14 protein-coding genes are annotated in these 12835 nt (G+C 69.2%); 12 read left to right on the top strand and 2 right to left on the bottom strand.

Annotated features, from left to right (window positions below):
* Window positions 1–268 precede the first annotated feature (268 nt).
* Together GP2_RS13445 and GP2_RS13440 are read right to left on the bottom strand one after the other, a co-directional pair.
* Window positions 269–640: a hypothetical protein gene (locus tag GP2_RS13445; RefSeq protein WP_006901062.1), complete on the bottom strand. Its 372-nt coding sequence runs from the start codon at window positions 638–640 to the stop codon at window positions 269–271.
* Window positions 637–1002, bottom strand: coding sequence for a nuclear transport factor 2 family protein (locus GP2_RS13440; protein ID WP_006901061.1), 366 nt, complete (start codon window positions 1000–1002; stop codon window positions 637–639). The genes GP2_RS13445 and GP2_RS13440 overlap by 4 nt, the downstream gene beginning before the upstream one ends.
* Window positions 1003–1114: 112 nt before the next feature.
* On the opposite strand from GP2_RS13440, the gene GP2_RS13435 reads away from it, so the two are divergent.
* From GP2_RS13435 to GP2_RS13380, 12 genes are all read left to right on the top strand, one after another.
* Window positions 1115–1903 carry an enoyl-CoA hydratase/isomerase family protein gene (locus tag GP2_RS13435; protein ID WP_006901060.1) on the top strand — a complete coding sequence of 263 codons (789 nt, stop codon included), beginning with the start codon at window positions 1115–1117 and terminating at the stop codon, window positions 1901–1903.
* 56 nt (window positions 1904–1959) lie between these two features.
* Window positions 1960–2370, top strand: coding sequence for a Zn-ribbon domain-containing OB-fold protein (locus tag GP2_RS13430; protein ID WP_006901059.1), 411 nt, complete (start codon window positions 1960–1962; stop codon window positions 2368–2370).
* Complete coding sequence (locus tag GP2_RS13425; protein WP_040527021.1) at window positions 2367–3518, top strand: thiolase family protein; 1152 nt, start codon at window positions 2367–2369, stop codon at window positions 3516–3518. The genes GP2_RS13430 and GP2_RS13425 overlap by 4 nt, the downstream gene beginning before the upstream one ends.
* A gap of 28 nt (window positions 3519–3546) precedes the next feature.
* A complete protein-coding gene (locus GP2_RS13420) occupies window positions 3547–4752 on the top strand; it encodes an acyl-CoA dehydrogenase family protein (RefSeq protein WP_006901057.1) in 1206 nt (401 codons plus the stop codon).
* The gene (locus GP2_RS13415) at window positions 4749–5738 is read left to right on the top strand and encodes a phosphotransferase family protein (RefSeq protein ID WP_006901056.1); all 990 of its coding nucleotides are present in this window, start codon (window positions 4749–4751) and stop codon (window positions 5736–5738) included. Before GP2_RS13420 ends, GP2_RS13415 begins: the two co-directional genes overlap by 4 nt.
* A gap of 41 nt (window positions 5739–5779) precedes the next feature.
* Window positions 5780–6982, top strand: coding sequence for an acyl-CoA dehydrogenase family protein (locus GP2_RS13410; protein WP_006901055.1), 1203 nt, complete (start codon window positions 5780–5782; stop codon window positions 6980–6982).
* Window positions 6979–7734: an SDR family NAD(P)-dependent oxidoreductase gene (locus GP2_RS13405; protein ID WP_006901054.1), complete on the top strand. Its 756-nt coding sequence runs from the start codon at window positions 6979–6981 to the stop codon at window positions 7732–7734. Before GP2_RS13410 ends, GP2_RS13405 begins: the two co-directional genes overlap by 4 nt.
* Window positions 7735–7745: 11 nt before the next feature.
* On the top strand, window positions 7746–8555 hold the full coding sequence (locus GP2_RS13400; protein ID WP_006901053.1) for an SDR family NAD(P)-dependent oxidoreductase: 810 nt from the start codon (window positions 7746–7748) through the stop codon (window positions 8553–8555).
* Window positions 8556–8604: 49 nt separating this feature from the next.
* Window positions 8605–10104, top strand: coding sequence for a class I adenylate-forming enzyme family protein (locus GP2_RS13395; RefSeq protein ID WP_006901052.1), 1500 nt, complete (start codon window positions 8605–8607; stop codon window positions 10102–10104).
* 24 nt (window positions 10105–10128) lie between these two features.
* The gene (locus tag GP2_RS13390) at window positions 10129–10464 is read left to right on the top strand and encodes an EthD domain-containing protein (protein ID WP_006901051.1); all 336 of its coding nucleotides are present in this window, start codon (window positions 10129–10131) and stop codon (window positions 10462–10464) included.
* A gap of 11 nt (window positions 10465–10475) precedes the next feature.
* Window positions 10476–11528: an MBL fold metallo-hydrolase gene (locus tag GP2_RS13385; RefSeq protein WP_006901050.1), complete on the top strand. Its 1053-nt coding sequence runs from the start codon at window positions 10476–10478 to the stop codon at window positions 11526–11528.
* A gap of 156 nt (window positions 11529–11684) precedes the next feature.
* Window positions 11685–12734, top strand: coding sequence for an NAD(P)-dependent alcohol dehydrogenase (locus tag GP2_RS13380; protein WP_006901049.1), 1050 nt, complete (start codon window positions 11685–11687; stop codon window positions 12732–12734).
* Window positions 12735–12835: the final 101 nt, after the last annotated feature.

Raw genomic sequence — 12835 nt, 5'->3', positions numbered from 1 at the left:
GCGGGGTGTCCGCGGCCGCTCCGGAGAGCTCAGCGGTGGCCGGGGGAACGACCGAACTGAACTGATCTCAGTTCTGAAATTTAGCCGGGGTTCCTAGTGATGTCAATCACGAAATCGAGGCGACTTCAGTTTAGATTCCGGCGTCGATACCGGCAGGTACAGGGCCGGACGACCCGCTGAACGCGCATCGCCGTCACCCGCATATCCGCAGGTGACGGCGATGATTTCACAGATCAGGGCCGTCGCGCGCCGACGACCGGGGAGACGATCAGTCGAAGGAGACCTCGGGCGTGCGGGCGATCAGCAAGCGACGCACGAGACCCTTCTCGTCGATCTGGGCGGTGGCGGTGAACGACGCCTCGAAGGCCCCGTCCCTCGTGGTGCGCCCGAGCACCATCTCGCAGCCGCCGGCGGTCACGCCGATGTCGATGTGGTGGACCAGGACGCTCTTCTCCCGCTGTTCGAGATATCCGACCAGCCCCGCGCGGTCACCGATGAACTCGGCCGACTGGCCGGCGCCCTTGGAGAACTGCACCGACATCACGAAGTCGTCGGAGATCATCCCGAGGACGCGATCCGGATCCTCGGAGTCCATGTACTCGAACCACTGGGCGAGGACGGGCGTGGCGGTGGTCGTCATCGATTGTCTCCTTCTACGAGTAGGGCGAAGTCCGGGCTGAAGCTGACCTGGTAGCGATCGACGAGGCCGTCGGCGCCGATGTGCATCGCCCCGACGAAGAAGCCCGTGGTGCGGACGTCCTCCTCGGTCACCGAGCCCTGCGCGAACTCGAGATCACGATCGGAAGCGAATCGGGTGACGACGTGTTTCCGATTGACCGGCGGGCGATTTCGCAGATATTCGAGCATCTTGTCACGTCCAGAGCCGCGGTTCTCCCCGGTCGGCAGGATCATCGCGAACTCGACGTCCGGCGCCAGCATCGCCACCGCCTCGTCGAGCTTCCCGGCGTCGATCGTCGCGTAGTACTTGTCGATCACAGTCATGATTTGAACTTAGTTCAGGATTCATGGCCCGTCGAGTATTGACTTCAGTTCAGGTGGCGGTTAGAACTGAAGTGAATCCAGTTCAACTCGAACACCTCGAAGGAGATTCCCCATGATCGACACCGACCACATCATCCTGGAGAAGGACGGCCCCGTCGCCCGCGTCTGGCTGAACCGCCCGCACAAGAAGAACGCGGTCACCCCGGAGCTGCTGCACCGTCTCGACGAGATCATCGTCGAGGTCGACAACGACCCCGATCTGCTCGTTCTGGTCTTGCGCGGCAAGGGAAACCAGTTCTGCTCGGGCTTCGACCTCGACATCCTGCTGAACGACTTCGTCGGCAGCACCACCGCCATGGACGTCGCCGTCCTGTCGGCCAAGGTCTGTGACCGCCTGTACTCGATGAACACCCCGTCGGTCGCCGTCCTCGAGGACTACGTCACCGCCGGAGGCTTCGAGCTGATGATCTCGTGCGACTTCGCGATCGCCGCCGACGACGCCAAGATCGGCGACTTCCACATCCGTCGCGCCCTCTTCGGCGGCGCCGGCCCGATCTACCGCCTGCCCCGCATGATCGGCATCCGCAAGACCAAGGAGCTCATGCTGACCGGCAAGCTGCTGTCCGGCAAGGAAGCCGCCGAGTGGGATCTGATCAACGCCTCGGCGCCGGCCGACCAGCTCGACCAGCTCGAGGCCGACTTCATCGCCCCGCTCATCGACAAGAGCCCGTTCACCATGAAGCTCACCAAGATGACGATCGACCGCGGCCTCGACGCCGACATCCAGTCGCTGATGGTCATGGAGCACCTGGCCGTGGGCAACGCCCTGCAGTCCGAGGACGCCAAGGAGGGTGTGAACGCCTTCCTGCAGAAGCGCGAGCCGAAGTGGGTCGGCCGCTGATCCACGGCCCACACATCCGCTGAGTGACCCTCGAGAAGAACTGAAAGGGGAGGAACATGACGGTCGACGACAGTCCCGTCCGTGACGACGTCGCGGAGGCCGCAGTGCTCCACGGATCGGAGTGCACGGTGTGCGGCACGATCGGCTTTCCCGCCGGCACGTACTGCACCCGCTGCGCAACTGCGACGGCCCGCCCGCGCGAGCTGAGCACGCACGGCGTCGTCTGGGCGTACACGGTGCAGCGCTTCGCACCCAAGTCGCCGCCGTATGTTCCTCCCCCCGAGGGTTTCTCACCATTCGCGATGGGTTACGTGGAGCTCCCCGAGGGCATCCGCATCGCAGGCATCCTCGAGGCCGACACCCTCGAGGGCCTGCAGGGCGCGCCGGCCACCCTCGTCGCGACGCAACCCGTCCCCCGATTCGTCGTGTTGCCCGAACCCACCTCCGATCAGGGAGACCGAGGATGAGCGAAGACGTATTCATCATCGGCGCCGGACTGTCGAAGTTCGGGCGCCAGAACGGGATCAGCGGACGGCAGATGGCGGTCACCGCCATCCACGCCGCGCTCGCCGACGCCGGAGTCACCTGGCCCGACGTCCAGGTGGCCTTCGGCGGCAGCGACGGCTCCGGACTCGCCGACACCCTCGTGGCCGAACTCGGTTTCACCGGAATCCCGTTCACCAACGTCAAGAACGGCTGCGCCACGGGCGGCAGCGCCCTCGTGTCCGCCGTCAACGCGGTCCGCGCGGGCGCTGCCGACATCGCGCTGGCCGTCGGCTTCGACAAGCACCCCCGCGGCGCCTTCGACCCGCTCCCCGCGGAATGGGGCCTGCCCGAGGGGTACGGCGAGGCCGGCCTCATGGTCACCACCCAGTTCTTCGGGTCCAAGATCTCGCGCTACATGAACATGTACGGGATCTCCCGCGACACGCTGGCCCAGGTCGCCGCCAAGGCCTACCGCAACGGGTCGCTCAACCCCAACGCCTGGCGGCGGGAGCCGATGCCGGCAGAGGTGATCCGCGACGCCGACATGGTCAACGACCCGCTGACCCGGTACATGTTCTGCTCTCCCGGCGAGGGCGGGGCCGCGATCGTGGTGGCGAGCGAGTCGGCCGTACGGCGACTCGGCGGCCGTCCGGTCGCCATCAAGGCGATCAGTCATCGCACCCGGCAGTTCGGCTCGTTCGAGGTCTTCGCCCCCGCGGTCCAGGGGACCGGGGAACCGGTGAGCGTCAGCACCGACGCCGCCCGCGCCGCCTTCGAGCAGGCCGGGATCGAACCGGCCGACGTCGACGTCGCACAGCTCCAGGACACCGAGAGCGGTGCGGAGATCATGCACATGGCCGAGTGCGGATTCTGCGAGCACGGCGAGCAGGAGCAGTGGATCGCCGAGGGGCGCACCGAGATCGACGGCACTCTCCCGGTCAACACCGACGGCGGATGCATCGCCAACGGCGAACCCATCGGCGCCTCCGGCCTGCGCCAGGTCCACGAGATCGTCACCCAGCTGCGCGGCGAGGCCGGCGATCGACAGGTCGACGGGTCGCCGAAGGTCGGATTCACCCATGTGTACGGTGCGCCCGGCATCAGCGCCTGCACCGTTCTCGCCGTCTGAACCCACCACTTCCACCGATCGGATCGAGATGACGACCACACTGCCGGATCTGGCGACCTTCACCGACGACGCGCACAACTGGCTCGCGAGCATGGCACCGCGGCGTACCGATGCCGTGTGGGGCGAGGGCAGCGACTCCGTCGCGGTCTTCGAGAACTGGACTCCCGAACAGGAGCGGGCCCACACCGACGCCATCTCCGCCTACGAGAAGACCAAGTTCGACGCGGGCTGGGGAGCACTCACCTGGCCGGAGGAGTACGGCGGGCGCGATCTGCCGATGTCCTACGAACTCGCCTTCCGTGCCGCCGAGGAGTTCTACGAGGTCCCCAAGCGGACCGAGATGTTCTCGGTCACACAGCAACTCGTCGCCCCCACCATCGCCCAGTGGGGGACCCCGGAACAGAAGGACCGCTTCGTCCGCGCGATGCTGCGCACCGACCTCATCGCCTGCCAGCTCTTCTCCGAGACCGAGGCCGGCTCCGACCTCGCCGCCGTGCGGACGCGGGCGGTGCGCACCGATGACGGCACCTGGCGCATCGACGGCCACAAGGTGTGGACCTCGGGCGCCCTCGTCGCCGACTTCGGCGTGGCCGTCTGCCGCACCGATCCCCAGGCCCCGAAACACAAGGGCCTCACCGTCTTCCTGGTCCCCATGGACGCCGAGGGGGTGACGGTCCGGCCGATCCGGCAGATGACCGGCGGCAGCTCCTTCAACGAGGTCTACCTCGAGGGCGTCGTCCTCGACGACTCGCTCCGGCTCGGGCCGGTCGGCCAGGGCTGGCCGGTGGCGCTGACCGTCCTGGCCGCGGAACGGCTCGACGGCGCCGGCCTGGGCCTGGCCAACGCCGACCAGGCACTGGAACTCGCACGTCACCTGGACCGTGAGCTGACCGATCTGGAGCGGGACAAGGTCGCCGACCTCGCCGCCCGCGCGGCGGTCCAGCGCATCGCGGGCATGCGGGTGGCCCAGGCCATGATCGGCGGGGTGGAACCGGGACCCGAGGCATCGATGGGCAAACTGCTGGCCGTCGACACCATGGCGCGGACCAGCGAGCTCGTGCGCCTCCTGCTCGGTCGAGACCTCGTGGCGGACAACGGGAGCTGGGGAACCTACGCCTGGACCGAACACGTGCTGGGCGCCCCGGGCTACCGGATCGCCGGCGGCACCGACGAGATCCAGCACAACATCATCGCCGAGCGCGTCCTCGGCCTCCCGAAGGAGCCACGACTGTGACCCCCACCCTGCAGCAGCGCGTCACCGACCGCCTGCGGTCCTCGCACGGCCTGACCGTCGACTCGTTCGACGTGCTTCCCGGCGGACACTCCGGCCTGACCTACCGGGTCGGCGCGCACGACGACTCCGGCTCCCGCAGCGAATGGGTCGTGAAAGCGGTTCCGGAGGGCCAGAAGTCGATCGGCCGGCACGACATGCTGCGTCAGGCGACGATCCTCACCGCACTGGCCGACACCGATGTACCGGTCCCCCGGGTGCTCGAGGTCGACCGCGAGGAGCCCGGCTGGTTCGCCATGGAACTCGTCGCCGGCGAGTCCCTCGAACCGGTCCTCGACGACCCGGCGGTGGCCCCCGACCTCGCCGCCGCCCGTATGCTGCGGGCCGCCGAGATCCTTCCCCGCCTCCACGCGGTCGACCCGCACGCACTCCCCGGTGTGACCGGCGACGTCGCCGGACCGGTCCTGTCCCCCGCCGACGAACTCGCACGGTGGGCCAGGACGCTGGGCGCGGTTCCGCCCGAACTCGTCGTCGGCGGGGCCGAACTCCTCGAGGCCCTCTCCGCCTCGGTGCCCGAGCCCATCGAGCCCTGTCTGGTCCACGGCGACTACCGACTGGGCAACATCATCTCCGACGGCGTCGAGCCGGTCGCCCTGATCGACTGGGAGATCTGGAGCATCGGCGACCCCCGCGTCGAACTCGGCTGGTTCCTGGTCTTCGCCGACGGCACCAACTTCCCCGGGGTCGGCCGCGAGGTCCCCTCCCTGCCGACCCCCGAACAGCTCGTCGACGCCTACACCGGCGGCGGAGTCGCCCTGCCCGATCTGACCTGGTTCGACGCGCTCGGCCGGCTGAAGATGGCCGCGATCATGGGCCACAACCTGCGGCGGCACCGCGAGGGACGGCATCACGATCCCGACCAGGAGAAGCTGCCCGCGACCATCGCCCGGCTGATCGAGACCGGCACCGACCTCATGGCGCGCATCTAGGCGCCGAGACACACCCACCATCCGACTCCAGGAGACACCCCGTGGACTTCGCATACTCCGACCGGACGCGCGAGCTCGCCGCCAAGCTCGAGGCGTTCATGGCCGATCACGTCCTTCCCGCCGAGAAGATCTACGACGAGCAGATCGCCGCCAACGAGAACCCTCACGAGCAGCCGCAGATCATGCGCGACCTGCAGAAGAAGGCCCGCGAGCTCGGGCTGTGGAACCTCTTCATGACCCACGGCGACCTCGGCGCCGGGCTCACCAACCTCGAGTACGCCCCGCTCGCCGAGATCGTCGGGCGCTCGATCATCGGCAACGAGGCCATCAACTGCTCGGCCCCCGACACCGGCAACATGGAGATCCTCGCCCTCTACGGCACCGAGAAGCAGAAGGAACAGTGGCTCAAGCCGCTGCTTGACTGCTCGATCCGCTCGGCGTTCGCCATGACCGAGCCGGCGGTCGCGTCGTCGGACGCCACCAACATCACCTCGACGATCCGCCGCGACGGTGACCACTACGTGCTCAACGGCCGCAAGTGGTACACCTCCGGCATCCTCGACCCGGACTGCAAGCTCATCATCTTCATGGGCAAGTCCGATCCGGATGGCCCGACCTACCGCCAGCAGAGCATGATCCTGGTGCCGCGCGACACCCCCGGCATCGAGGTCATCCGCGATCTGCCGATGTTCGGCTTCACCGACCGCCTCGGACACGGCGAGGTCCAGTTCACCGACGTCCGCGTCCCGGTGGAGAACATGCTCGGCGAGGAGGGCGACGGCTTCGCCATCGCGCAGGGCCGCCTCGGGCCGGGCCGCATGCACTACGCGATGCGCGCGGTGGGCATGGCCGAGCGAGCCCTGGACCTCATGTGCCGGCGCGCCCAGGAGCGCGTCGCCTTCGGCGGCCCGCTGGCGAGCCGCGGTGTGGTCCGGGAATGGATCGCACGCAGCCGGATCGAGATCGACCAGATCCGCCTGCTGGTCCTCTACGCGTCCTGGCTGATGGACACCCAGGGCAATGCGGCGGCGCGCTCCGAGGTCGCGGCGATCAAGGTCTCGGCCATGGAGGTCGCGCACAAGGTCGTCGACCGGGCGGTGCAGACCTTCGGCGCCGCCGGTGTCAGCAACGACACCGTCCTGGCCCGGCTCCACGCGTTGACCCGCGCCCTGCAGATCGCCGACGGACCGAACGAGGTTCACCTCCGCACCATCGCCCGACTGGAAGTGAAGAAGCACGCATGAGCACCGAACTGAACGGAAAGGTCGCCCTCGTCACCGGCGCGAGCCGAGGACTGGGCCTGGCCATCGCCCGCGGCCTCAAGGAGGCCGGTGCGGCGGTGATCGTGGCCAGCCGCAAGCTCGACGCCTGCGAGGAGGCCGTCGCGTCGCTGGCCGATGTCCCGGCCGGCCAGGCCCATCCGCTGGCGCTGCACGTCGGCCGCTGGGACGATCTGGAACCGGCCGTCGACGGCATCATCGAGCGCCACGGAAGCCTCGACATCCTGGTGAACAACGCCGGGATCGCGCCTCTGGAGAAGAACCTGGTTTCGGTCTCGGAGGCGCTGTGGGACAAGACCATCGAGGTCAACGTCAAGGGGCCGTTCCGGCTCATGGCGGTCGCCGGCGACCGGATGCGCGCAGCCGGCGGCGGCTCGATCATCAACATCTCCAGCATCGGCGCGCTGCGTCCGAGTCCCGCCGAGGCCATGTACGCCGCGGCCAAGAGCGGACTCAACGCCCTCACCCAGGCCTTCGCCCAGGAGTACGCCCCGACCGTTCGCGTCAACTGCGTGATGCCCGGCAGCTTCGCGACCGACATGGCGGAGAATTGGGACGAGGAGTTCATCGGGCTGGTCACCAACCGCCTGCCCGCCGGACGACTCGGCCGGCCCGAGGAGATCGCCGGGATCGTCACCCATCTGGCGAGCGACGCCGCCGGTTACACGACCGGTGCCCTGATCCCCGTCGACGGCGGCCGGACCGCGGTCTACTGAGGAGACACACCATGACAGTCGACACCTTCGAGCAGCCGGCCGGTTCCCCGGCCGCCCTCTTCGGACTCTCCGGCAAGACCGCGATCGTGACCGGCGCATCGTCCGGTCTCGGACTGGGCTTCGCGGCGACCCTCGCGAGTGCGGGGGCCACGGTGTACGCGGCCGCCCGCCGACTCGATCGTCTGCAGGAACTCGCGGACAAGTACCCCGGTGTGGTCCCGTTCCGCTGCGACGTGACCGACGACGCCGATCGTCGGGCTCTCGTCGACGACGCCTTCGAGAAGACGGGCCGCGTCGACGTCCTGGTGAACAACGCCGGGATGGCGGGCCCGCCGCACGCCGAGCAGGAGACCCACGAGGGTTTCACCCGCATCCTCGACCTGAACCTGCTGGCCGGATTCCACCTGTCCACCTACCTCGTCACCCGCCTGACCGAGAGCGCCGACGAGACCGACCCGGTCAACGCGTCGATCATCAACATCGCGTCGGTCATCGGCCTCGTCTCGACCGCCCCGATCGGCGGCGCCTCCTACGCCGCCTCGAAGGCCGGGACCCTCGGGATGACCCGCGAACTCGCCGGCCAGTGGGGCCGGCGCGGCATCCGCGTGAACGCCGTGGTCCCCGGTTGGTTCGACACCGAGATGACCGACGGACTCTTCACCAACGAGAAGTCGGCCGGATGGGTCCGGCGCAACACCATGCTCGGACGAGGCGGTCGCGAGGGCGAGGTCGACGGCGCCGTGCTGTTCCTCGCCTCCGACGCGTCGTCCTATGTCACCGGTCAGGCGCTCGTCGTCGACGGGGGCTGGACCGCGCGATGAGCGGAGCACGTCACCCCCACCAAGTCGTAACGTCCCGGAGTGATGCGAAATGAGAAAACTGGCAACCGAGTTGCTCGATCGCGCGGCGCGCACGCCCGACGCGATCGCCGTCGTCGATCAGTACGGTGAGCACGACCTCGACACCGTCGTGTCGACGGCCCGTCGTCTCGCCGACGCCATCGCCGCCCACAGCGATGCCGCGCCCACGGTGATCGTCCAGGCCGACAACACCTGGCTGACACTGGCCGGCGCGCTCGCCACCGGCCTGCGGGGCGGCGTCGTCGCGGTGCTGAGCCCGCATGCGACCGCATCCGAGTTCGACCTCGCCATCGAGGACATCGCACCCGACGTGGTCATCGCCTCCGACGAGGTCCTCGACCACTGGGGCGCCACCGACGGCCGGTTCGGCCACCGTCTGCTCGACGGGGAGCGCACCGTCCTCGCCGCGGACTCCTTCCGCCCGATCGACCGCTGGGCCGGCGGCGCGGCGATCGCCATGACCTCCGGCTCCACCGGTCGCCCCAAGTGCGTCGTGCAGTCCGAGGAGTCGATCCGCTACGCGGCCCAGTCGACCATCGACATCGTCGGACTCCGGCAGGGTGAGGCGGTGGGCGCGTTCGTCCCGCTGTCCTCGGTGGCGGCCTTCTGCTTCGGCCTCTACCTGCCCGCCTACCTCGGCGGCCGCATGGTCTGCATCGAACGGTGGTCGCCGCCGGCCGCCCTGGCGGCGATGCGCGACCACGAGGTCGCGTGGACCATGCTCGTCCCCACCATGGCCCTCCAGCTCTCCATCGCCGACGGCGCGGAGAAGAAGCTGCCGTCGCTGCGCGCCATGACGGTCGGCGGCGGTCCGATGAACGCCCGCGCCCTCGGCGAGGCCGAAGAGACCCTCGGCACCACGTTCCTGCGCGTCTTCGGGATGTCGGAGTGCCTCGGCCACACCAGCCCCGCGCTGACCGACCCGCCGGAACTGCGACTCGGCCGTGACGGAAAGCCGTTCCCCGGCACCGTCGTCCGCGCCGTCGACGCCGCCGGGGCCCCGCTCCCGCCCGGGGAGATCGGCGACGCCCAGGTGCGAGGCCCGTCGCTGTTCGTGGGCTATGCCCGCGGCGGCGTCCCCCAGCCCCCGGAGCTGACCGAGGACGGGTTCCTGCCGACCGGCGACCTCGTCGAGGTCGGCGAGGACGGATTCATCCAGGTCATGGGCCGCCAGAAGCAGATCATCATCCGCGGCGGACGCAACATCGACATCAACGAGGTCGAGAGCGCGATCGCCGGGCTGCCCGGAGTGGTCCAGGTGTGCGTCGTGCCAGTCCCCGACGACCTGCTCGGCGAGCGCGCCGCGGCCCTCGTCGTCGCGGGCGACGCAGAGGTCACGCTCGAGTCGATCACGTCCCAGCTCGACCAGGCGGGATTCCCCAAGTTCAAATGGCCGGAATACGTCTTCTCGGTCGAGGACCTGCCCCAGAACCGCGTCGGCAAGCTGTCCCGGCCGGATGCCATCTCGCTGGCCAGCCGCCTTGCCGGCCGTGTACGCGAAAACGCCTGAGAACCAACGACACGAGGAAACGACATGTTCAATCTGATGGTGCTCGCCTCCCGACCGAGCGACTGGACCCACGAGCAGTTCATCGAGTGGTGGCGTGGCCCGCACGCCGAGGTCACCTACCCGCTTCCCGGCCTCCTGCGCTGGCAGCACACCGAGATCGTGGACAGCTTCGACGAGAAGTCGGCAGGCTGGGACGGATTGTCCGTCCTGAGTTTCGAGTCGCGTGAGGCGCTCGAGGCCGCGCTGCGGAGCCCGGAGTGGCAGAAGGCGGTCGAACACGTCGGCTCGATGCGCGGGCGCCGGATGATCTGGTACGGCGACGAGAAGACGATGGTGCCGCTGACCGTGCCCACGCCGTGAAACCCCCTGCGGTGAACGACTCGACCGTGGACCCCGCGCCCGCGAACCGCTCGGCCTGGCTCGAGCCGGGATGCCACCCCGTCGCCGACGGGGTGTTCCGCATCCCGCTCGAGCTGCCCCAGGACGGTTTGCGGGCGGTGAACGTTTATGTCCTCGAAACGGATTCGGGCATCGCACTGATCGACGGCGGATGGCACCGTCCGGACACGCACGCGGCGATGGCCACCGCCCTCTCGTCGATCGGAAGGCGTCCGGAGGAGATCACCGACGTCTTCGTCACGCACATCCACCGCGATCACTACACGTTCGCCGTGGAGCTGCGGCGCCGGTACGGATGCGCGATCCACCTGGGTGCCGGCGAGGCCCACGGACTGTCCGAGATCCGCCGCATCAACTGCAACGTGCCGGAGGAGTCCCTCATCCAGGCCCGCCGCTCCGGCGCCCACGAACTCGCCGACGAGGTCTACCGCGTCACCGTCGACGAACCCTTCGACGCCACCGACTGGGAGGACCCCGACACCTGGCTGCACGCCGGTCCGCTCCCTCTTGCCGGGCGGCATGTCGAGGCGGTGGACACTCCGGGGCACACCAAGGGCCACATCGTGTTCCATGATCACGACACCGGCCTGTCGTTCACCGGCGACCACATCCTGCCCACCATCACGCCGTCGATCGGCTTCGAGCTCGGCACCTGGGATCTGCCTCTCGCCAAGTTGCTGGCCTCGCTCGAGCTCGTGGCCGACGACCCCACCCCGCGCACGATCGCGCCGGCACACGGCAACGTCGGCGGTTCGGTCCGGGAGCGGGCGCGGGCACTTCTGGATCACCACGGCAGACGGTTCGACGAGATCCTCACGGTGATCGGCGAGGAGGGCGGACCGCTGTCCGGCCATCGCGTCGCCGAGCGGCTTCTCTGGACCCGCCACGACCGGCCCTTCTCCACGCTCGACACCTTCAATCAGCTGATCGCCGTCTGCGAGACGATGGCGCATCTTGACGTCCTCGTCACCGACGGCCGCCTCACGGCCCACACCGTCGACGGCGTGGATCTCTTTCGCAGATGACCGCGTGGTCACGCACGTCGTGACCACGCGGTCATCTGCGTTTCGCCACAACCGATTCGACGAGCGCCGCCGTCGCAATCCGGGCCCGGTCCGCGATACCGTTCGGTCCGGCTCGGCCGACGGCGCCCGCGCCCGGAAGAGAACAGGAGTTGACCCATGCTGGCCGTACAACTGATCGACTGGGGTCGCGCCCCGGAGGTGCGGGAGATCCCCGACCCCGAACCGACAGGCGGCGAACTCGTCATCGACGTGGACGCGGCGGGGCTGTGCCTGTCGGACCTGCACGTCATGGACACCCCCTCCGGGGTCTTCGACTACCCCCTGCCCCTGACCTTGGGCCACGAGGTGGCCGGCACGGTCAGCGCCGCAGGCCCGGACGCGGATGCCTCCTGGATCGGCAAGACCGTCGTGGTGCACGGGATCTGGTCCTGCGGGACGTGCCGAAACTGCGCCCGGGGTCGTGAGAACTACTGTCTCGCACTGGCGCGCGAACCCGGTGGCCGCAACCCGAGGATCGGGAACGGCCTGGGCCACCCGGGCGGGTTGGCCGAGCGCCTGCTGGTTCCGTCGGCCGATGTGCTGGTCCCGACCGCCGGTCTCGACCCGACGGTCGCGGCGCCGCTCGCGGACGCGGGACTGACCGCCTATCACGCCATCTCCTCGAACTCCGACCTGATCGACTCCGCGACGGTCGCCCTGGTCATCGGCGTCGGCGGCCTGGGGCACATGGCCATCCAGATCCTGCGCGCGATGGGCGTGGGTACCGTTTTCGCGGTCGACAACCGCGAGCAGGCCCGCACGCTGGCGGTCTCGCTGTCCGCCGATGCCGCGTACACGTCGGTCGACGAGGCGGCCTCCGACATCCGGGCCCACGGCGGCGCCGACATCGTCCTCGACTTCGCCGGAGCGCCCGCGACGGTCGAGTCTGCCTCCACCGTCCTCGGCCCGGGTGGCCGCCTGGTGATCGTCGGCACGGCCGGCGGACGCCTGACCGTGGGCAAGGACCTCGGCCTGGCCTCCGGTTGGCAGGTCCGCGCCCCGTTCTGGGGCACCCGCGCCGACCTCGCCGAGGTCGTGGCACTGGCCGCGGCCGGCCATCTCACCGCCGAGACCGTGACATTCGACCTGTCCGAGGCGCCCTCGGCCTACGAGCGGTTGCGTCGCGGCGAGCTGCCGGGCCGGGCCGTCGTGCTGCCGAGGCGCTGACCGCCGTTCGCGCCGCGCACGCGACCGCTCCAACGGCTTCCGCACAGACGAAGAGAGCGCCCGACCGGTCGGTCGGGCGCTCTTGTCGTCGTCAGGCCTGT

The organism is Gordonia paraffinivorans NBRC 108238 (assembly GCF_000344155.1).
Lineage (GTDB): Bacteria > Actinomycetota > Actinomycetes > Mycobacteriales > Mycobacteriaceae > Gordonia > Gordonia paraffinivorans.
Note: the sequence above shows the minus strand (reverse complement) of the source record. Positions and strands in the feature narration are given on the sequence as shown.